Raw genomic sequence first — 20,485 nt, 5'->3', positions numbered from 1 at the left:
AAGCAAGACCCTATTCCTTAATCACGGTAGAATGGATACAGGTATGAACGGTCACGAGGCCCGCATGATGGCCGCACAGCCAAACAAAACCGGTTTCCGGATTCTTGCGTATATCTCGGCATTGCTCGGGTTAGCTGGCGTAGTGTTGCCTCTGCTTCCGACCACGCCCTTTGTGTTGCTGGCCGCCTTTTTTGCCAGCAAAGGGTCGCCGGCGTTTGCCCTGTGGCTGGAGCAGCACCCGGCGTTTGGCCCTGCCATTGAACAGTGGCGGGAACGGCGAGCCATCCCCCTGAAAGCGAAACTGCTGGCCCTGGGAATGATGGCTCTGAGCTGGACTATGCTGCTGGCGCTCGGCTCGCCCCTGCTGGTACTGACAATTTCCGGCCTGTGTCTTTCGGCAATCGCCGCTTACTTGATAAGCCGGCCGTCCTGCTGAACCGCACGGCCCCTTGGAGTATTAAATGCATATCACCCGTTACACAGACTATTCACTCCGGGTTCTGATCTATCTGGCCGAACAGGGTGACCGGCTGGCAACTATCCAGGAAATCGCCGACAGCTACGAGATTTCCAAGAACCACCTGATGAAGGTGGTGCACCAGCTGAACAAGAAAGGCTACATAGAGACTGTACGCGGCAAGAAAGGCGGCATGCGCCTGCACATGTCCCCGGACGAAATCAATGTGGGAATCCTGGTGCGGGAAACCGAGCAGGATCTGAGTATTGTGGAATGCCTGTCCTCCAACAATGCCTGCAAGATTACCCCGGTGTGCGGCCTCAAGCACATGTTCAGTGAGGCCTTGAATGCGTTCCTGGATGTGCTCGATAAATACACTCTGGCCGATGTGATCCGCGATCAGCACCGGCCACAGTTGGTTCGCCTGCTTCAGATTGCCTGAAGCTGGCCACTTCCCCGCTGTTCCAGGCGGGTTCTGACCGCATCCGGCAGGGAGAATCGGGCTATCCGGCTCAGCACGGTGCCGTACTGTTTGGCAAAGCTGCCGGTGTTATAGGGAATGTCATACTTCTTGCACACTTCCTGTACCTTCGCGGAAATCTCCGGGTAACGGTGGGCCGGCAGGTCCGGGAATACGTGGTGTTCCACCTGGTAACTCAGATGACCGCTCAGCACATGCAGCCACTTGCCGCCGGTAAAGTTGGATGAGCCACTCAGCTGACGCAGGTACCAGTGGCCCTTGCTCTCGCCTTCGCACTCTTCCTCGGTAAAGGTTTCCGCATCCTGAGTGAAGTGCCCGCAGAAGATAACCGTGGATGCCCAGATGTTCCGGATCAGGTTGGCGCCCACGTTACCGGCCAGCACAATCGGGGCCACGGGCAGGGTCAGCAGCGGGAAGAAGACATAATCCTTGAAGGCCTGGCGGCCACCCTTGCGGGCGAAGTCCTTCAGGAACGGCAGCTTGTCGCGCCAGCGCAACTCACCCCGGCGAATTTTCTCGCTCTCCAGTTCATGCACGCCCACACCCCACTGGAACAGTACCGTCAGCAGGATGTAGTTCACGAACTGCAGCAGGTGCCCCGGGTGCCACTTCACATCATCGCCCAAGCGCAGCACGGCATAGCCGTAATCCCGGTCCTTGCCGATGATGTTGGTGTAGGTGTGGTGCTCGTAGTTGTGGGTCTGGCGCCAGGATTCGCTGGTGCACACGGTGTCCCATTCGTAGGTCTGGGAATTCAGGGCCGGATCGTTCATCCAGTCGTACTGGCCGTGCATCACGTTATGGCCGATTTCCATGTTTTCCAGGATCTTGGCGATACCCAGGCTGGCAGTGGCCGCTACAAAGACCGGCGGTATGAAGCCAAAAGGCATCATCACCCGGCCACCCACTTCCAGGGTGCGGTGCAGGCGGATGATCTTGCGGATGTAGGTGGCATCCCGCTCGCCCAGGTCAGCCAGCACTTCATCGCGGATGGCATCCAGGTCTTGCTGGAGGCCGTTCAGTTGTTCTTCGCTAAGCTTTTTCATAATGCTTTCTCCCTGCGGCGCTCCGGCCGCAACGCAAAAATTTGGGGTTATACGTCTATCTGAACCGGCCCGCGGGGCACGGAAACACAAAGCTGGACGCTTTCTTCGCCGGGGCCGGATACCTTGCCGGTCAAACGGTTAACCACGGTGCCGCTGGTCTTGCGGCAGCTGCACTGGTGGCAGATGCCCATGCGGCAGCCGTAACGGGGCTTGAGGCCTGCGGCTTCGGCAATTTCCAGCAGGTTGGCATCGCCTTCGGAGCCCACATTCACGCTGCTGCGGGTAAAGCTGACCTCACCACCCAGCTGGTCGTTATCCAGGGCGGCCGGGGCAGGGGGCGCAAAAAACGTGCTGTGCATCTGCGATTCGGCAAGGCCACGCTGCTGCAGCAATTCCGTCGCAAGGTCCATCAGGCCTTTCGGGCCGCACAGGTAGGCTTCGCGTTCCTTCAGCCCGTCAATCGCTTCCAGGTCTGCATCGCAGAGGAAGCGGGGTTCCTTGCCTTCATGGGTGGCAATGATGTTCAGGTTCAGCCCGGGATAACGGGCGGCGATGGCCTCCAGTTTTTCCCGGCCAATAATGTCGTTACCGGTGCGCACGAAATACAGCAGGGTAACCGGCGCCGGGTAGTGGCTGGCGGCCATGGTTTCCAGCTGGCTGAGAACCGGGGTAATGCCGCTGCCGCCGGCGATAAACAGCACGGGTTTGGCGGGCTGCGGAACCAGGAACTCCCCGAAGGCATCGGCCAGGCCGAGGATATCGCCTTCGCTCAGGGAGTCGTGCAGCCAGTTGGTAACCAGGCCGCCCGGCAGGCGTTTAATGGTCAGGGTAATCAGGCCCTGTTTGTGCCACAGCTCCGGTGAGCTGGACAGGCTGAAGGTGCGGGTGCGCCGAATACCGTCGATCTCGGTACAGATGTTCACATGCTGCCCGGCCTCGAAGCCGGTCCACCGGCTGGCGGGCTTGAGTACGAAGGTTTTGGTGTCGGCGGTTTCGGCCATAATGCGTTCTACCCGGGCTGGTGTGTACTCCTGTACCCACATCGGGTTGATGGCACCCGCGAGGGGGTCCAGCCACGCCGCGGGGTCGTCCCGGTTCAGTAATTGCCGGCCAAGCCAGTGCAATGCCTTGGTTTGTGTCAGTCGTGCCAGCATGTTCGTTCTCCGTGTTTGTCGGGTGCCTTGTACGGGTCTATGTGTACAAGTGTTCACTAATGTGTACGACTGTACACACAAGTTTGACTTTCAACAATTACCTGCCCGGAGTGTTGGCTCGAAATGACAAGCTGGAAGGGTTTTTCTACGGTCTAATGTGTACACTTGTGAACCTGATAAACGCGGTACGGGTAAAAGATGGCAGACAAACAACGGCGCAGGCCGGGAGAAACCCGGGAAAAACTGATGAGTGCAGCCCTGGAGCTGGTGGGTAAGGGGCGGCATTTTGCCAGTCTGGGTATCCGGGAGGTGACTCGTCAGGCGGGGGTGGTGCCTACATCATTTTATCGCCATTTCCGGAGCATGGACGACCTGGGCCTGCAGCTGGTGGACGAGCTGGGGCTGGTGTTACGCCGGATGATGCGTGAGGCCAGGGGGAATGTATTGCAGGCAGACAAGCTGATCGAGGAGTCCGTGGGTATATTTGTAGCCCATGCCCAGGCCAATCGCAGTTTTTTCATGTTTATGGCCCAGGGGCTGGCGGGTGAAAGCCGGGCGGTTCAGGAAGGGATTCGCAGTGAAATGCGGTTCTTTGCCAGTGAGCTTGCCAACGATCTACGCCGGCTTCGGCTGATGCAGCATCTGAGCGATGCCGACCTGGATATGACCTGTGACCTGGTGGTTCGTACCGTTGCCTTCAGCCTGACGGACCTGCTCAGTATCGCTGCGGATGATGATTACCAGGTTGGCCAGGTACGCAAGCGCACTTCCCGCTTCCTGCAGATGATCTTCGTGGGTGCCGGACACTGGCAGAGTGAATCCGGCACCGCACTTTAATCGGGCCTCAGGTTTTAATCAGGCCTCAGGCTTTTTCTTCTTTGCCGTTGACCGCGGCTTCTTCGGCCTGGGCGGCAGCACCAGGCTTTCCAGTTCATCCAGTGCCTCTCCGGTGTACACCGCCAGCTTCTGCATGCTCGGCAGGGTGTCCCGGCAACCGGTGTACCCGAAGTTCAGCGAGCCGGCATAGCTCAGGCAGGTGATGTTGAGGGCGCCGCCGTGGGCAATCAACGAGACCGGGAACATGGCTTCGAGCTTTGCACCCTCGTAGTACAGGGTTTTTTCCGGCCCCGGCACGTTCGAGATGGTTACGTTGAACACCGGCCGCATGCGGCCGCCCAGCCCCGACATCAGCTGCAGAATATAGGGTGACATCAGCAGCATGGTGTACTGGGTCAATGCGCTCTTGGGCAGCTTTTGCAAGTGTTCCTTGGCCCGGCGGGTAGAAGCCTTGATCTGCTGCAAGCGGTTCAGCGGGTCGGCCTCGTTGGTGGCCAGGGAGGCAATCATGAAGCTGATCTGGGTACCGGTACCTTCGTCATCCGCCGGGCGGATATTGACGGGAATGCCCGCGGTCAGGGGGATGGCGGGCACACTGTCCTGCTCCAGCAGGAACCGGCGCAGTGCGGTGCCGCACAGGTACAGCACAATATCGTTCAGGGAGCCGCCGGACGCCTGGGCCAGGGCTTTCAGGCGGTCCAGCTGGTAATGCTGGGTGGCAAAACGGCGCTGGCCGGTAACCCGGTGGTTCAGGATAGAGACCGGGCCGGTAAACGGGGCGGTCAGGCCATCTTCAGGGTGGCGAACCGAATGCACCAGGCGGTTGCCGGCCTGCCACAGGCGTGGCGCCATGTCGGCCTGCAGTTTCAGGGCATCCATGGCCTGAGAAACAGCTGCAGGCACGCTCGCCTCCGGGTCGGTTTTGCTGCCACGGCGCCGCTCCGGGCGCACGGTCCAGGGCGGCGGCATATTGACCCGGTCCGGATCGGTGGTCAGCACCCGTTGCATCAGCCGCACGCCGCTGATGCCATCAATCATGGAATGGTGCATCTTGGTGTACAGGGCAAAGCGGTTGTTCTCCAGCCCTTCAATTACGTGGCATTCCCACAGGGGGCGGGAGAAATCCAGCGGATTGGAATGCAGGCGCGACACCAGGATGCCCAGCTCCCGTTCGCCGCCCGGGCGGGGCAGGGCAGAGTGGCGTACGTGGTAGTCGAGGTCGATATCCTTGTCGACCTTCCAGGCCGGGGCAAGCAGTCGTCCGAGAAAACCAGACCAGGCCAGCTTGTAACCCCAGGGTGGTGCTACATCACCGGCATCTTTCATGCGGGCAACCATGTCCCGCAGGAAGGTTTCCGGTGCGCCTTCCGGCAATGAAAAAATCTGCAGGGTGCCCACGTGCATCGGGGTGTCTTCAGATTCCACAGCCAGCCAGGAGGCGTCCAGTGTTGCGAGCCGTTTCATTCCGTTTTGTTCTCCGCCAGTCGTTCAATTTATGGTTGTTGCCTGCAAGTATACTGGCTAAGCGGCCCGCAAACGATCAAAAACCGAGGTGGTAAGACGATTGTCCAGCCACCCTGCTATCTGGCCGGTGAGCAGGGTGGCTAGAGGCGCTTTCAAGGTTCGGTTTAGTCGTCCCGCTCGACTTTCACGGGTTCCAGGCTGCCGGTACGGAAGTCCACTTCCAGCTCCCGGCCGCTGTCATCGTTGCCTTCTACCTCGATGTCGCCGTTACGCTTGATTTTCAGCTCTTCGATGGTTTCCATGCCCTGCCCGCGGGCGGCATCCAGAAAGACCTGGACTTCCTGCGCGGTCAGGCCATACGACTCGCCTCTGGGCTTGCGGCGCTGTTCCCGCTCGATGTCACCGTTACCGTTCAGGTCCAGTTCCACAAACCAGTCCTGGCCCATCCAGCCTTCGATCTCGATGTCATCGGCCCGGTCGTCGTCAAACTCGATGCTTTGGAAGTGGGTGATGCCGTAGTCACTGCCAACCTGCAGCATGCGTTCGGCGTCTTCAAAGCTGCCCTTGGCAAAGGCTGCGGGGGCTGCGACAAGGCCGCTGATCAATGCGATGGTAAGGGTCTTTTTCATGGTGTTCTCCTTGTTTCTCTGTGTTTTGAAACCTGCCGGTTCTGCCCTGTTGGCTACCAGCCTGGGGCCAGATTAACGGGGCAGGGCTTTCAGCATCGTGATAGGCTCATTCATGATTCGTTCATCTGACTTTTGTCACCATAATGAGCATGGACAAAGACCGTTTTTCTCCGCCCTTATTGCCCGCAGACCGGTTTTCCCGCCGGGTGGTTCGAGCGCTACTGCTGGCGCTGCTTGTCGCGGGCACCGTGCCCTTTGCGCAGGTCGCCTGCGCCGACGATGACGATGACTGGCGTCGCCTGCACCATGAGGTGGAAGCCGGCCGCATCAAACCCCTGAGCGAGATTCTCGACAGCCTGGCCCGGGACTGGGTCGGGGATGTGATTGATGTGGATATCGAAAAAGACGACGGCCAGATTATTTATGAGATCGAACTGCTAGGCCCCCAGGGGCAGGTGGTGGAGTTTGAGGTGAACGCCCGGACTGGCGAGGTTCTGGAGATTGAGGGCCGGAATATCCGGGGCATGGAGCGACGATGAAGATTCTCCTGGTTGAAGACGATACCGCACTGGCACAAGGCCTGGCTGGTGCCCTGCGCGAAGCCGGGTTGCTGGTGGAAGTGGCCGTGGACGGCCGCAGCGCAGATTTCCTGGTGAGTACCGAGCGCTACGATGCGGTGGTACTCGATCTCGGCTTGCCCGATGGCAACGGTAGCCAGTGGCTGGCCGGCTGGCGGGGAAGGGGCATTGATTTGCCGGTGTTGATTCTGACCGCCCGGGAACGGTGGTCTGACAAAGCGGCCGGTTTTTCCGCCGGAGCCGATGACTATGTCACCAAACCGTTTGAAACCGCCGAAATCCTGTTCCGCCTGCGGGCCCTTGTGCGCCGGGCCCATGGCCATGCCCACCCGGTGATTACCGTGGGCGACATTGCGCTTGATACCCACGCAGGGCAGGTTACCCGTTCCGGCATGCCGGTGTCTTTGACAGCCCAGGAGTTCAGGCTGTTATCACACCTGATCCATGCGGCTCCCAGAATTGTTTCCCGCACCGAATTATCCGAGCACGTCTATGACGGCGACCAGGAGCCGGATTCCAATGTGATCGATGTGCAGGTGAGCCGGTTACGGCGCAAACTCGGTGCCGATGCCATCGAAACCGTACGCGGGCAGGGTTACCGGATGCGTGGTGGCGGGGAACCTGCCTGATGCTTACACGTCTGCGCCGCTGGCCGGTGGCGGTTCGAATGCTGGTGTCCGCGCTGGTTCTGGTGCTGGTTATCTTACCCCTGGCCGGCACCCTGCTGGCCTGGAATGTCCGGCAGGCTGTGAGCCAGTCCTTCGACGAGCGCCTGCTGTCCTTCCTGAACGTAGTGATTGCCGGCATCGAATTCGACCCGCAAACCGGTGAACTGACCCCGGGTTCGCAGCTGGGTGATCCCCGCGTTGAGCGGGCGTACTCCGGATGGTACTGGCAGGTAAACGATAACAGCGGCCAGGTTATCACCTCCCGTTCGCTGTGGGATCAGCGCTTGCCCCAGGTCAGTGGCCGCGGGCCGGACTGGGTGGACGTTCCGGGGCCGCGGGAGCAGAGGCTCCGCCTGGTGGAGCGGGATGTACAGTTACCGGCCTTTGATGGCTGGTTGTCGGTGTCTGTTGCGGCTGACCTGTCGGAAGTGGATACCCAGGTGTCGCGGTTTAACCGGTTGCTGGCGATATCGCTGACCACCCTGGGGGTCTTGCTGTTATTGATGATAGGCCTTCAGATTCGCTGGGGGCTGGCTCCATTACGGCGGCTTGAGCAGGATCTGCGCGCCATGGAAGCGGGCCGGGCCCGTTCCCTGACTACGGACCTGCCGGATGAACTGGCAAAGCTGGCGGATGCCATGAACCAGGTGCTTCAGCGCGACCAGGTGCTGATTGACCGGGGCCGCACTGCCGCCGGTAACCTGGCCCATGCGCTGAAAACGCCAGTCTCGGTGCTGACCACCCTGAGTGACAAATTGCCGGATGAGCAAAGAACCGCGTTCCGTACCGAGCTGGCTCGCATTGACGACGCCGTGCGCCATCATCTGGCACGGGCTTCTGCCGCCGGGCCGGCGGCATTGGGTGGTGTAGACCTGGCTGACGCGCTGGAGCCGGTATTGTCCGCCCTGGGTACACTCGCCGGGCGTCGGGGGCTGGTTCTTGATCTGCATATCAACGGTTCCGGCATGGTCCGCTTTGAACAGCAGGATCTTCAGGAAATTGCCGGTAACCTTCTGGAAAATGCCATCAACTGGGCGGAAAACCGGGTAAGTTTCTCTGCCCGGCTTGGTGTGGAAGGATTGGAACTGGTGATCGAGGACGATGGTCCGGGCTTGTCGGCCGACGACATTGAACAGGCCCTCACCCGGGGCGCCCGGCTGGATGAAAGCCGCTCCGGCTCTGGCCTTGGCCTGGCGATTGTGAAAGAGCTGGTGGAGCTCTACGGCGGCAACCTGGACCTTGGCCCCTCGCCGCTGGGCGGGTTGCGGGCCAAGGCCATTTTCCCGGTTTAGTCGTCGGCGGCATCGTCGTTACGGGGCGGGCAGTGGTGCGCCGCTACGATTCGGCCCTCATCTACGCTTTCCAGGTGTACATCAAACCCCCACAACCGGTGCACGTGCCGGAGTACTTCGTCGGTTTCCTGTCCCAGCGGCACCCGGTCCACCGGGATGTGATGCAGGGTCAGTGAGCGGTCGCCGCGCACATCCACATTCCACACCTGTATGTTCGGCTCCCGGTAACTGAGGTTGTACTGGCGGGCCAGCTTTTCCCGGAGAACCCGGTAGCCCGGGTCGTCGTGAATGGCGGTGACGGTGTAGTGGTCTTCCTGGTCGTCGTTTTCGATCGCGAAGAGTTTGAGATCGCGCATCACCTTGGGCGACAGGAACTGCTGGATAAAACTCTCGTCCTTGAAGTTACGCATGGCGAAATGCACGGTTTCCAGCCAGTCTTTGCCGGCGATGTCCGGAAACCATTCCCGGTCTTCATCGGTGGGGTTCTCGCAGATCCGCCGCAGGTCGGTGAAAATGGAAAAGCCCAGGGTGTAAGGATTGATGCCGGAATACCAGGGGCTGTTGAACGGTGGCTGGTACACCACCGCCGTGTGGCTTTGCAGGAATTCCAGCATGAAACCGTCGGTCACCAGGCCCTTTTCGTACAAGCGGTGTAGCAGGGTGTAGTGCCAGAAGGTAGCCCAGCCCTCGTTCATCACCTGGGTCTGGCGCTGAGGGTAAAAGTACTGGGCCAGCTTGCGCACGATGCGCACCAGCTCCCGCTGCCAGGTTTCCAGCAGTGGCGCGTTCTTCTCGATGAAGTACAGCAGGTTCTCCTGGGGCTCTGCCGGGTAGCGGGGTTTGCGTTTGACCGGGTCGTCTTCCTCCGCTCTGGGAATGGTGCGCCACAGGTCGTTCAGCCGCCGTTGCTGGTACTCTTCCCGCTCCTTCTGGCGCCTGGCTTCCTCGGCGGCGGAAATCGGGGCAGGGCGCTTGTACCGGTCGACGCCGTAGTTCATCAGGGCGTGGCAGGAATCGAGGATTTCTTCCACTGCATCCACGCCATGGCGTTCCTCACATTCCGCCACGTAATTGCGGGCGAACACCAGGTAATCGATGATGGCGCTGGCATCGGTCCAGGTGCGGAACAGGTAGTTGCCTTTGAAAAAGGAGTTGTGGCCGTAACTGGCGTGGGCGATCACCAGCGCCTGCATGGGCAGGGTGTTCTCTTCCATCAGGTAGGCGATGCAGGGGTTGGAGTTGATCACGATTTCATAGGCCAGGCCCATTTGCCCGCGCTGGTAGCCCTTGGAGGTTTGCAGGAACTGCTTGCCGAAGGACCAGTGGTGATAACCCACCGGCATGCCGACGGAGCTGTAGGCGTCCATCATCTGCTCGGCGGTAATCACCTCTACCTGGTTCGGGTAGGTGTCGAGGCCAAACTCGGCCGCGCACTTGGCGATTTCCTCGTCGTACTTCTGGATCAGCTCGAAGGTCCACTCCGAGCCGGTGGAAATGGGCATACCTGCCTTGGGTTGCTCGCTTTCCGGTGCGTTCGGGCGATCAATCAGGCTGCTCATGCCGCTTTCCTCTCGAACAACTGTCGGAATACCGGGTAAATGTCAGCAGGGTCTGCAATCTGCTGCATGGCAAAGCTTTGCGGGAACTGTTCCAGGATTTTCTCGTATTCGTACCAGAGCATCTGGTGGTCCTGGGGAGTGATCTCGATGTACGAGTAATACTGCACCAGGGGCAGGATGCGTTCTGACAACAGTTTGCCGCACACCGGCGAGTCATCGTTCCAGTTGTCGCCGTCAGAGGCCTGGGCCGCATAGATATTCCACTCCGCCGGCGAGTAGCGGGATTCGATAATCCGGTGCATCAGTTTCAGGGCGCTGGAGACAATGGTGCCGCCGGTTTCCCGGCTGTAGAAGAATTCTTCTTCATCGACCTCCTTGGCGCTGGTGTGGTGCCGGATAAACACCACATCGATTTTCTTGTAGTTCTTCTTCAGGAACAGATACAGCAGGATAAAGAAGCGCTTGGCGATGTCCTTGTGCATCTGGGTCATGGAGCCGGACACGTCCATCAGACAGAACATGACGGCGCTGGTGGCGGGCTTCGGTTGCTTCTGGTGCTGGCGGTAGCGCAGGTCGATTTCATCGATGAACGGAATGCGTTTGACGTTGGCTTTCAGCCGCGCGATTTCCTCTTCCAGCACCTTGATCTGGTCTTCGTGGCTGAAGGCAGGGTCCAGGTCATCGGGAGCGCTTTTCAGGGCTTCCAGCTGCTTTTCCAGGTCCTTGATCTTCTTCTTGCGGGCGCCGCCCAGGCCCAGCCGCCGGGCATGGGCGCCCCGCAGGGACCGCACCACGTCCAGCTTGGCGGGAACGCCCTGGCTGGTAAAGCCGGCCCTGACATAGCTGAAGGCTTCGGTGTCTTTAAGCTGCTTGCGGGCCAGGTTGGGCAGTTCCAGGTCATCAAAGAGGAATTCCAGGAATTCTTCCTGGGTAATCTGGAACGCGAACTCATCCATGCCCTCGCCATCCGGGCTGGCCTGGCCTTGACCCTGGCCCTGACCGCCACCGCCCTGGGGTTTGGCAATGGTATCGCCGGCCACCCATTCCTGGTTGCCGGGGTGCACGACTTCCTGTCGGCCGCCCTGGCCATGGTGGAAGATAGGTTCTTCAATGTCGCGGGTCGGAATGCTGACTTTCTCGCCCCGCTCGATATCGGTAATGGAGCGCTTCTGAACGGCATCCGACACCGCTTTCTTGATGTGATGGCGGTACCGGCGCAGGAACCGTTCCCGGTTCACTGCGCTCTTGTTCTTGCCGTTCAGGCGCCGGTCGACAATGTGGGTCATACCCATGGGTCTGCTCCCGCTGGCCGTTAATGGGACTTACGTACACGCAGATACCACTCGGCGAGCAAGCGGACCTGTTTCTCGGTGTACCCACGGTCAACCATGCGTTCCACAAACTGCTTGTGCTTCTTCTGGTCTTCCTGGCTGGCTTTCGGATTGAAGGAAATCACCGGCAGCAGGTCTTCGGTGTTCGAGAACATCTTCTTCTCGATCACGCTGCGCAGCTTCTCGTAGCTGAGCCAGCTCGGGTTCTGGCCCTGGTTGTTGGCCCGGGCCCGCAGGACAAAGTTGACCACTTCGTTGCGGAAATCCTTCGGGTTGGAAATGCCGGCCGGTTTCTCGATCTTCTCCAGCTCGTCGTTGATGGAGGCCCGGTCCAGGATTTCCCCGGTTTCCGGATCTCGGAATTCCTGGTCCTGAATCCACAGGTCGGCATAGGTCACGTAACGGTCGAACAGGTTCTGGCCGTATTCGCTGTAGCTTTCCAGGTAGGCGGTCTGGATTTCCTTGCCGATAAACTGCACGTAGTGGGGCGCCAGGTATTCCTTGATGAAGCGCAGGTACTTTTCCTGGATTTCCGGCGGGTATTGCTCCTGCTCGATCTGCTTTTCCAGTACGTACAGCAGGTGCACCGGGTTGGCTGCCACTTCGGTGGTGTCGAAGTTGAAGACCTTGGACAGGATCTTGAACGCGAAACGGGTAGACAAGCCGTCCATGCCTTCCATCACCCCGGCCGCATCCCGGTACTCCTGGATGGACTTGGCTTTGGGGTCGGTGTCTTTGATGCTCTGGCCGTCATACACCTTCATCTTGGAGAAGATGCTGGAGTTCTCCGGCTCCTTGATGCGGGACAGCACCGAGAACTGGGCCAGCATGTCCAGCGTGTCCGGGGCGCATGGCGCACCTGCCAGGGAGCTGTTCTTCAGTAGCTTGCGGTAGATCTCGATCTCTTCGCTTACCCGCACACAGTAGGGCACCTTGACGATGTACACCCGGTCCAGGAAGGCTTCGTTGTGCTTGTTGTTGCGGAAGGTCTGCCACTCGGATTCGTTGGAGTGGGCCAGGATAACGCCGTCAAACGGCACCGAGCCCATACCTTCGGTGGTGTTGTAGTTGCCTTCCTGGGTGGCGGTCAGCAACGGATGCAGCACCTTGATCGGTGCCTTGAACATTTCCACAAACTCCATCAGCCCCTGGTTGGCTTTGCACAGGCCACCGCTGAAGCTGTAAGCATCCGGGTCATCCTGGGAGAAGTCTTCCAGCATGCGGATGTTGACCTTGCCCACCAGGGCGGAGATGTCCTGGTTGTTGTCGTCACCGGGTTCGGTTTTGGAAACGGCAATCTGGTCGAGCACCGAGGGATAGCGTTTGACCACCCGGAACTGGCTGATGTCGCCGCCGAATTCGTGCAGGCGTTTGACTGCCCAGGGCGACATGATGTTCTTCAGGTAGCGGCCGGGGATGCCATACTCTTCTTCCAGGATCGGGCCATCCTCGGCCGGGTCAAACAGGCCCAGCGGGCTTTCGTTCACCGGTGAGCCCTTGATGGCGTAGAAGGGTACTTTCTGCATCAGGGCTTTGAGTTTCTCGGCCAGGGAGGATTTGCCGCCGCCAACGGGGCCGAGCAGGTACAGGATCTGTTTCTTTTCCTCCAGGCCCTGGGCGGCGTGGCGGAAGAAGGACACGATGTTTTCCACGGCTTCTTCCATGCCGTAAAACTCATCGAATTCCGGGTATCGTTTGATGACTTTGTTGGAGAAGATGCGTGACAGGCGAGAGTCACGGGAGGTATCGATGAGTTCGGGTTCGCCGATGGCGATCAGCATCCGCTCGGCTGCGGTGGCGTATGCTGTCGGGTCCTGTTTGCAGACCGCCAGGTATTCCTCAAGGGAATACTCTTCCTCCTGAGTCTGGGCATACCGGTCTTTGAAGTGCTGCAGAATGGTCATAGATGGCCCCTCGCTTTTCTCTTGTCTGTTATAGCGTCACGCAATGTCCCCGTTTTTGTTTCGCCGCCGTTCCGGGCGGTGTGTCTGGCGCTGAATTAAATGGGTTGGTTCTGGCAGGTATACGTTGTCCGGTGCGTTCCGGCCTGCTTGTTTTGAGCTTAGTTCACAGTTGCGGGGTTGGACAGGTGGGGGTCATGTTCGGTTCATTAAATTGTGGTATGGGGATTTGCGGCGGCTTCCGGGTTTTGGGGGCTGACGTACACCGGGGCAGGATTTTTCAGGGCAAACTGCAACTCGCTGCGCTCAGACATACAGATTTGCCCTGAAAAATCCTGCCCCGGCATACGTCGATCGGGGCCCCGGTGGGGCCGCCTTCAGGGAGCTCCCCTGTTTGATGGGGACTAGTGAAAACCTATTTCTTTGTGAGGGTGAAAACGCTTTCTGCGGCGCCGTTTCTCAGGCCTCTTCTTTTGGCGAAGGGGTTGTCGTGGGCCATGTCACGTTTTAGTACGTGGTTGATTTCGTAGTCTTCGCCGTAGAGTTTGAAGACTTCTTCGTCGCTGACGTTGAAGGGAGGGCCTTTCATTTCGTTGCTGTCGTAGTCGAGGGTGATCAGCAGGATTCTGGTGCCGTCGGGGATGATGGCGGTGAGGTGGTCTACGTAGCCTTTGCGCATTTCCGGTGGCAGGGCGATGAGGGCGGCGCGGTCGTAGACCAGGCGGATGTGTTTGAGGTCTTCCGGGACGAGTTGGAAGAAGTCGCCGCACCAGAGTTGCAGGTCGTCGTGTTTGAAGGTGGTGAAGGGTTCGCCGGGGTGGACCATGGCTTTTTCGCGGGCTTCTTCGAAGAAGTCTTTGCAGGCGATGTCGCTGAGTTCCACGCCGATGACGGGGTGGCCGCGGTCGTGGAGCCACCACATGTCGTGGGCTTTGCCGCACAGGGGCACGAAGACGGCATCGGTGCCTTCGCCGGCCAGTTCGGGCCAGTGGTCGTGGAGGTATTGGTTGACGGTGCCTTCGTGGAAGCCGATTTGGCTCTTTTCCCAGCGCTCGTGCCAGAATTCGTGTTCCATGGTGGGTCTCCCTGAATTTGCTCGTTTTACCCAGTCTACCTTAATCTGTGCTGTTCTTGAGTCGGGAGAAAAGTATGAAAGCAGTCTTTCTGGATAGCACTACCCTGGGCAGCGATGTGGACCTGGCGCCGATTGAGCAGGTGACCGGCGGTTTGACCTGTTTTGAGCGGACGTCGCCGGAGCAGGTGCTGGAGCGGATTCGGGGTTTTGATACGGTGCTGGTGAACAAGGTGGTGCTGGGCCGGGAGCATTTCGAGGCCTGTCCGGAGCTTAAAACCATTGCGGTGGTGGCTACGGGGCTGAACAACATTGACTTGCCGGCAGCAAGGGAACATGGCATTCAGGTGATGAATGTGACCAACTACGGCCGTTCCACGGTGGCCCAGCACACCATGGCGCTGATTCTGGCGCTGGCCACGCGGCTGCTGGATTACAACCGGGATGCCCGTAATGGCACCTGGGGCAAGAGCGATATGTTCTGCCTGATGGATCATCCGATTATGGAGCTGGAAGGCAAGACTCTGGGAATTGTTGGTTATGGCGATCTGGGGCAGGGTGTGGCCGAACGGGCGAAGGCCTTTGGTATGAACATTGTGCTGGGCTGCCGACCGGGGCAGGCGCCGGGGGAGGTGGATGGTTACCCGCGCATTGCGCTGGATGAGCTGCTGGCGCAGGCGGATGTGTTGTCGCTGCACTGCCTGCTGACGGATGAAACGCGGAATATGATTGGTGAGCGGGAATTGCGCCTGATGAAGCCAACGGCCTTGCTGATCAATACCAGCCGTGGCGGCCTGGTAAACGAGGAGGCGCTGGCGGACGCGTTAAGAAGCGGCGAGATTGCCGGTGCCGGCTTTGACGTGCTGACTGAAGAGCCGCCCCGCAACGGCAACCCGCTGCTGGCGGATGATATTCCCAACCTGATTGTGACGCCCCACTCCGCCTGGGCCAGCCGTGAGGCCCGTCAGCGGATTGTGGGGATTACTGCAAGGAACCTGGCGTCGGTTCAGAACTGATAGCCGACGCTGAAGGACGCACCCACCTGGCTCATGCTCAGCTCGATGTGCTGGCCGGGGCCCATGGGGTTTTCGCCACGGACGGTTTTGCGCGGTGAGTAGAACGCCATGCCCGAGACTTCCAGGGCTTCGCTGAACCGGTGGGTGAAGCCGCCGGTGAAGTGCCATTCCTGGACGCCCGGCGCCAGGATGTTGAACAACACTTCTTCGTCCGGAATAGGCTGCTCGCCGTAACTGACACCGGCACGCCAGGTTTGTTCGTTGCTTTGCTGCCACTGCCAGCCGAGTTTGACGATGGTCATGTCGTCCCAGCCGAAGCCCGCACCCTGGTCATCACCCAGACCAGCCTGCATCAGGTTCGGCATCATCGGATTACCGATGCTGTTAATCTCGCTGTAGCGGATGTGCTGAACATCCAGCAGCAGCCAGTGGTTTTCAAGTCCGGACCAGGCGATGCCGGCGTTGAACATCTGGGGAATGTCGAAGCCGCCCTGTTCGGCAAACAGGCCTTCGTATTTGTTGAACTCTTCCATTTCCAGGATGGTGCGCCAGCTCAGGCCGGCCCGGAGGGTATCCGTCAATTTACCCTGCCAGCCGATCTGCAGGCCGTAGCCCCAGGCTTCGTCGGTGCCGTTGTTGGTCAGGGCATTCGGGTTTGAGGAGAAACCAGCAAACGAACCAAGGCCCTCGGCCTCAAATCGCTGGTAGGCAATCAGGGGTGAAATGCCCAGTGCCTGGCCGTCAGAGAATTCCCAGGACCAAGTGGGGGCGATGAACAGCTGCTCCAGGTTGACGCCGGTTTTGCCTGCACCAAAGGTGCCGCCATTCGCGCCGCTGTACTCTGTGTTCATACCACCGTTGGCAAACACCGACAGGCCAAGGCTGTGGCCGTTGCCCAGGGCCCGGTTATAACCGAAATGAGGAATCAGGAACGCGTCGTTTTCGCTTTGCACGGTTCCGGGGGCGAGATAGAAAGTTCCAGCAGGTGGCGGCATAACGCCACCTTCCACGCCATAACGCCGACGCGGAGAAAATACCTCCAGCCCGCCGTCCACGCGGCTGCCCACAAACGCCATACCTGCCGGGTTGGTGGCTGCCGCAATGCTGTCCTGGGACAGCGCGGTTCCTGCGCCAGCCATACCGGCGTTCTTGGTGCCATAGCCGTGGCTGAAGTAGCCGTTGGTGGCCAGTGCGGCAGACGGTGCTGCGGCAATAAGGGCGGTGGTGGCAAGAATCCGGGACAAGCGCATTGATCAAACCCTGTGGTTATAAATGAATCAGTTCTTTAGGCGCGCCTTTTTACGTTAATCCGGTTATAAGTGGAAGTAACAAAACTTGATATGGTTATATTGTTTTTTCAGGCCAGCGGCAGCGCCGCCGTTGCATTATTGCTGAGAGAATCGGCTTGTTTACTGCCCCTTGGCTGATAAGCTGTAGAAAAGACTGACAAACAGGAACTTGCGTGGCTTCTATTCAACTGAAAGACCGGCTGCAGGCCGCTGAAGACTGGATTCTTGCCAACCCCAATCCGCCCCAGAAGTGGCCCTGGACCTGGCTGTACAAAACCGGGCGTTCGCTGTACGCGCTGATCCGGGATGTACTCAGTGGCCAGCTCACCCTGCACGCCATGAGCCTGGTGTACACCACGCTGCTGAGTATTGTGCCTTTGCTGGCCCTGAGCTTTTCCGTGCTCAAGGCGCTGGGGGTGCACCAGAAGATGGAGCCCTTCCTTTACCAGTTCTTCCAGCCCATGGGCCCTCAGGGGATCGAGATGGCGGAACGGATCCTTGGCTTTGTGGATAACATCAAGGTGGGGGTTTTGGGTTCCGTGGGCCTCGGCTTGCTGGTGTACACGGTGATCTCGCTGGTGCAGAAGGTGGAGCGCTCCTTCAACATGATCTGGCGGGTGCCGGAAATGCGCTCCATGGCCCAGCGCTTCAGCAACTACCTGAGCGTGATTATGGTGGGCCCCTTGCTGATGGTGTCGGCTATTGGCGCCACTGCCACGGTGTTTTCGTCCGACATGATGCAGACCCTGATGGCGGTTGAGCCGTTCGGTTCGCTGTTTGTGGCAATCAGCCGCTTTACCCCGTTCTTCCTGGTGGTGGCGGCGTTCACCTTTGTTTATATCTTCATCCCCAACACCCGGGTGAAATTTCGCTACGCTTTCCTGGCGGGCCTGATTGCCGGCGTGTCCTGGCAGGCGGCGGGTATGATTTTCGCGTCCTTTGTGGCGGGTTCTGCCAAGTATGCAGCCATCTACTCCGGCTTTGCGGTGGGGATTATCCTGCTGATCTGGATTTACCTGAACTGGATGATCCTGCTGCTCGGTGCCAGTTTGTCGTATTACATGCAGAACCCGGGCTCGGTGGCGAAGCGCCGTGAAGTGCAGCTGGCACCGGAGCTGCAAGAGCGGGTGGCACTGGCCTTGATGTGGATGGTGGCCCGGCCGTTCAGCCGGGGTGAGCCGGCGCCGCAACAGGAATCACTGGAATACCAGATGCATGTGCCGGGGGAAATTACCCGAAATATCAGCGACAAGCTGATTCGCGCCGGCCTGCTGAGCCTGGCCGGCCGCAATGGTGACCAGCTGGTGCCCGGGCGGGCGCTGGACCTGATCACTGTGGGTAACGTGCTGCAGGCGGTGCGCCGGGATGAAGACCGGGTTGTGGAGCGCTTGCCGGTGCAGTCGATGCCGGAGCGGTTGCTGGAGCTCTCGTCCGGCCGTGAAGATGTCAGTTTTTCGGAGCTGCTCAGATAAGCGCTTCGCCGAATACGAACACCAGCTGGCACACGCCGGCGGCAAAGCCAAGGAAGGCTCCTACCAGGATGAGCTTGATCTCGTCCTCCTGGAAACAGGGCCGCAGCAGGTCCTGAAACTCTTCTGACGACAGCGCAATCATGCGCTCTACCATGATCGACTCCACCGCCCGGGCCCGGTCCTTCTCGAACACCGGGTTGTTGAAGGAGGTCTGGGAGATTTCGATAGCCTTTTCGCCCACCTGGTTCTTCAGGGTGGCAAAGCCGGTCGGGCCGAACGCCATCTGGGTGAGGGCCTTGCCCATACCGGCAGTTTCGTCCACCAGCGGCTTGATGTGCTTCTTTACCATGTTGCGGGCGCGGTCGCCTTTCGGGCCTTCCATGATGGCGTTGATGATGTTGCCAACGGTGAGGATTTCGTGGGTCACGATATGGCAGAAGGATTCAGCCACTTCCGGCTGGCGTTTCAGGAACAGGCCCTGGATTTTCAGGGGCCCGACCTTGTGTTCCCTCAGGGGCCGGAAGATGACGTTCAGGGCAATCCAGTTGGTGGCCCAACCCACCAGCAGGCCGAACAGTGGCAGCACCCAGATAGCGGGATAGAGGTACCAGACTGCCATTTGTATAAGGCCGAACAGAAAGCCGAAGTACATGCCGGAGTTGATGATAAAGCGGAATTCTACGTCGCCACACTCCAGGAAAATGCGGTTGAGCAGCTGTTTGTCGCTGGCGAGCCGTTCGATGACCATGCCTTTGATGTCGAGCAGGTCTTCGATGTTGTCGGATACGTCTTCTACCAGGTTGTCGACCAGTTGCGGGGTGGACTTGCGTACCCGGTCGTAGACCATTTTGCGGGCGGAGGCAGGCAGGTTTTCCCAGAAGGTGGGGTACTCTTTGAGCATGAGTTCGTCGACATACTCTTCTACCCTGGGGTCGACGGTGTAGATGATGTGGGCGGCCAGTACCTTCGGGTCAATCTGTTCGAAGATTTCCTGTACGGTGCCGATTTTGGAGATGGTGGCATCGACGCTGATGGCGGCCATTTTCCGGGCCTTGGAGGGGATGATGCCTTGCCAGCCGAGCAGGGGTGGTTTGCCTATGAACTCCAGGGGGTAGAAGGTCATTTTGATGGCGAGCCAGTTGGTGCTCCAGCCGATGAGGGCTGCGATCACTGGAATACTTAGGTATTGCCAGAATTCCGGGTTGGTAAGTAGGCTGGTCATCCGGTACTCGCTGGTTTTGTTCTGATTCTGTTGGTTCTGTCCTGGGTGCAAGCGGCAGTGCGAGAGGGGGTTTCCAGAAAACGCTCCTTGCGGCACATCCATGTGGCGCTTCTGCTCCGCCATCCATGGCTCCGCAAATTTCTGGAAAACCCCTCTCGCACTGCCGCCCATCATGGGCAGAGCGTCTTGCTGCAATTGTCAGACACGGATCATGTTGGTGACAGCGGAATCTGTCAATGACTGAACCGCCACTGCATCACGTTACAGAAGGCCATTCGGGGTTAACCGCCAATATCTCCCCACAACCACTGGCACAGTGCCATGGCCGCCACCGGCGCTGTTTCGGTGCGCAGAACTCGGGGGCCGAGGGCGACGGGGAGGAAGCCGTTTTGTTCTGCCAGGGCAATCTCGTCGGCGCTCAGGCCGCCTTCGGGGCCGATCATCAGGGCGACGCTGGCGGGTTTCTCGAGTGTGTTGAGGGATTGTTCGGTGCGGTGGTGCAGCACCAGGCGCAGGTCGCAGGTTTGGCTGTATTGCAGCCATTCCGCTACGGTCATCACCGGCAGGATGTTCGGGACTTTTGCGCGGCCGCATTGTTCGGCGGCGCTGATGGCGACTTGTTGCCAGTGGCGCAGGCGTTTTTCTTCCCGGTCGCCTTTGAGCTTTACGTCGGAGCGTTCGGTGGTGAGGGGGGCGATGGTGGTTACGCCCATTTCCACGGCTTTCTGCACCGCGTAGTCCATGCGGTCGCCCTTGGACAGGGTCTGGCCCAGGACGATGGTCAGGGGCGATTCGGTGGCGTTGGCCTCGGTGCTTTCGATGGTGACGGTGACGTTCTTTTTGCCGGCTTCGGTGATGGTGGCGGTGTAGTCGTTACCGTCGCCGTTGAACAAACGGAGCTGCTGGCCGGGCTGCATGCGCAGTACCCGGCCTACGTGGTTGGCGGCGTTGTCGTCGAGTTCACACGGGCTGCCGGTGTGCAGGGGGCTGTCGGTGTAGATTCTGGGAATGCGCATG

Annotated in this window: 19 protein-coding genes; 8 read left to right on the top strand and 11 right to left on the bottom strand. The window is 59.4% G+C overall.

The window, feature by feature from the left end; genetic code table 11:
• Positions 1-43 precede the first annotated feature (43 nt).
• Together AQ621_RS12130 and AQ621_RS12125 are read left to right on the top strand one after the other, a co-directional pair.
• The gene (locus tag AQ621_RS12130; RefSeq protein WP_145840283.1) at positions 44-436 is read left to right on the top strand and encodes a YbaN family protein; all 393 of its coding nucleotides are present in this window, start codon (positions 44-46) and stop codon (positions 434-436) included.
• Between the two features lie 25 nt (positions 437-461).
• Positions 462-899: an RrF2 family transcriptional regulator gene (locus AQ621_RS12125; RefSeq protein WP_022987876.1), complete on the top strand. Its 438-nt coding sequence runs from the start codon at positions 462-464 to the stop codon at positions 897-899.
• Here AQ621_RS12125 and AQ621_RS12120 read toward each other — a convergent pair.
• Positions 887-1,984 carry a fatty acid desaturase family protein gene (locus AQ621_RS12120; protein ID WP_058341663.1) on the bottom strand — a complete coding sequence of 366 codons (1,098 nt, stop codon included), beginning with the start codon at positions 1,982-1,984 and terminating at the stop codon, positions 887-889. The genes AQ621_RS12125 and AQ621_RS12120 overlap by 13 nt on opposite strands.
• A 47-nt stretch (positions 1,985-2,031) precedes the next feature.
• Positions 2,032-3,138, bottom strand: coding sequence for a ferredoxin reductase (locus AQ621_RS12115; protein ID WP_058341662.1), 1,107 nt, complete (start codon positions 3,136-3,138; stop codon positions 2,032-2,034).
• Between the two features lie 198 nt (positions 3,139-3,336).
• Between AQ621_RS12115 and AQ621_RS12110 the strand changes: the two genes are divergently transcribed.
• Positions 3,337-3,975 carry a TetR family transcriptional regulator gene (locus AQ621_RS12110; protein ID WP_058341661.1) on the top strand — a complete coding sequence of 213 codons (639 nt, stop codon included), beginning with the start codon at positions 3,337-3,339 and terminating at the stop codon, positions 3,973-3,975.
• 18 nt (positions 3,976-3,993) lie between these two features.
• On the opposite strand, the gene AQ621_RS12105 is transcribed toward AQ621_RS12110, so the two are convergent.
• Positions 3,994-5,439 (bottom strand): WS/DGAT/MGAT family O-acyltransferase, encoded by a 1,446-nt coding sequence (locus AQ621_RS12105; RefSeq protein WP_058341660.1) that lies wholly within the window; start codon positions 5,437-5,439, stop codon positions 3,994-3,996.
• A 164-nt stretch (positions 5,440-5,603) separates the two neighbouring features.
• Complete coding sequence (locus tag AQ621_RS12100; protein WP_058341659.1) at positions 5,604-6,068, bottom strand: PepSY domain-containing protein; 465 nt, start codon at positions 6,066-6,068, stop codon at positions 5,604-5,606.
• A gap of 143 nt (positions 6,069-6,211) precedes the next feature.
• On the opposite strand from AQ621_RS12100, the gene AQ621_RS12095 reads away from it, so the two are divergent.
• From AQ621_RS12095 to AQ621_RS12085, 3 genes are read left to right on the top strand one after another with little or no spacing between them, the layout of a single operon-like run.
• Positions 6,212-6,607: a PepSY domain-containing protein gene (locus tag AQ621_RS12095; protein ID WP_227508323.1), complete on the top strand. Its 396-nt coding sequence runs from the start codon at positions 6,212-6,214 to the stop codon at positions 6,605-6,607.
• The gene (locus AQ621_RS12090; RefSeq protein WP_058341658.1) at positions 6,604-7,275 is read left to right on the top strand and encodes a winged helix-turn-helix domain-containing protein; all 672 of its coding nucleotides are present in this window, start codon (positions 6,604-6,606) and stop codon (positions 7,273-7,275) included. Before AQ621_RS12095 ends, AQ621_RS12090 begins: the two co-directional genes overlap by 4 nt.
• Positions 7,275-8,606, top strand: a complete 1,332-nt coding sequence (locus AQ621_RS12085) for a sensor histidine kinase (RefSeq protein WP_058341657.1) — start codon at positions 7,275-7,277, stop codon at positions 8,604-8,606. The genes AQ621_RS12090 and AQ621_RS12085 overlap by 1 nt, the downstream gene beginning before the upstream one ends.
• On the opposite strand, the gene AQ621_RS12080 is transcribed toward AQ621_RS12085, so the two are convergent.
• The 4 genes from AQ621_RS12080 to tmpT form a co-directional block, all read right to left on the bottom strand.
• Positions 8,603-10,165, bottom strand: a complete 1,563-nt coding sequence (locus tag AQ621_RS12080; protein WP_058341656.1) for a SpoVR family protein — start codon at positions 10,163-10,165, stop codon at positions 8,603-8,605. The genes AQ621_RS12085 and AQ621_RS12080 overlap by 4 nt on opposite strands.
• Entirely contained in the window at positions 10,162-11,451 is a 1,290-nt protein-coding gene (locus AQ621_RS12075) for a YeaH/YhbH family protein (RefSeq protein WP_227508382.1), read from the bottom strand. Before AQ621_RS12075 ends, AQ621_RS12080 begins: the two co-directional genes overlap by 4 nt.
• Positions 11,452-11,477: 26 nt before the next feature.
• Entirely contained in the window at positions 11,478-13,400 is a 1,923-nt protein-coding gene (locus AQ621_RS12070) for a PrkA family serine protein kinase (RefSeq protein ID WP_058341654.1), read from the bottom strand.
• Positions 13,401-13,812: 412 nt separating this feature from the next.
• Positions 13,813-14,472 carry a thiopurine S-methyltransferase gene (gene tmpT / locus AQ621_RS12065; RefSeq protein ID WP_058341653.1) on the bottom strand — a complete coding sequence of 220 codons (660 nt, stop codon included), beginning with the start codon at positions 14,470-14,472 and terminating at the stop codon, positions 13,813-13,815.
• Positions 14,473-14,546: 74 nt separating this feature from the next.
• On the opposite strand from tmpT, the gene AQ621_RS12060 reads away from it, so the two are divergent.
• Positions 14,547-15,485, top strand: coding sequence for a D-2-hydroxyacid dehydrogenase (locus AQ621_RS12060; protein ID WP_058341652.1), 939 nt, complete (start codon positions 14,547-14,549; stop codon positions 15,483-15,485).
• Here the strand turns inward: AQ621_RS12060 and AQ621_RS12055 are convergent.
• The gene (locus tag AQ621_RS12055) at positions 15,476-16,735 is read right to left on the bottom strand and encodes an OmpP1/FadL family transporter (RefSeq protein WP_058341651.1); all 1,260 of its coding nucleotides are present in this window, start codon (positions 16,733-16,735) and stop codon (positions 15,476-15,478) included. The genes AQ621_RS12060 and AQ621_RS12055 overlap by 10 nt on opposite strands.
• A gap of 212 nt (positions 16,736-16,947) precedes the next feature.
• On the opposite strand from AQ621_RS12055, the gene AQ621_RS12050 reads away from it, so the two are divergent.
• Entirely contained in the window at positions 16,948-18,246 is a 1,299-nt protein-coding gene (locus tag AQ621_RS12050; protein WP_022987621.1) for a YihY/virulence factor BrkB family protein, read from the top strand.
• On the opposite strand, the gene AQ621_RS12045 is transcribed toward AQ621_RS12050, so the two are convergent.
• Positions 18,239-19,468 (bottom strand): DUF445 domain-containing protein, encoded by a 1,230-nt coding sequence (locus AQ621_RS12045; protein WP_058342412.1) that lies wholly within the window; start codon positions 19,466-19,468, stop codon positions 18,239-18,241. The genes AQ621_RS12050 and AQ621_RS12045 overlap by 8 nt on opposite strands.
• A 281-nt stretch (positions 19,469-19,749) precedes the next feature.
• A complete protein-coding gene (locus AQ621_RS12040; RefSeq protein ID WP_022989724.1) occupies positions 19,750-20,484 on the bottom strand; it encodes a 16S rRNA (uracil(1498)-N(3))-methyltransferase in 735 nt (244 codons plus the stop codon).
• Position 20,485 lies beyond the last annotated feature (1 nt).

This window comes from Marinobacter sp. P4B1 (assembly GCF_001447135.1).
Classification (GTDB): domain Bacteria; phylum Pseudomonadota; class Gammaproteobacteria; order Pseudomonadales; family Oleiphilaceae; genus Marinobacter; species Marinobacter vinifirmus.
Note: the sequence above shows the minus strand (reverse complement) of the source record. Positions and strands in the feature narration are given on the sequence as shown.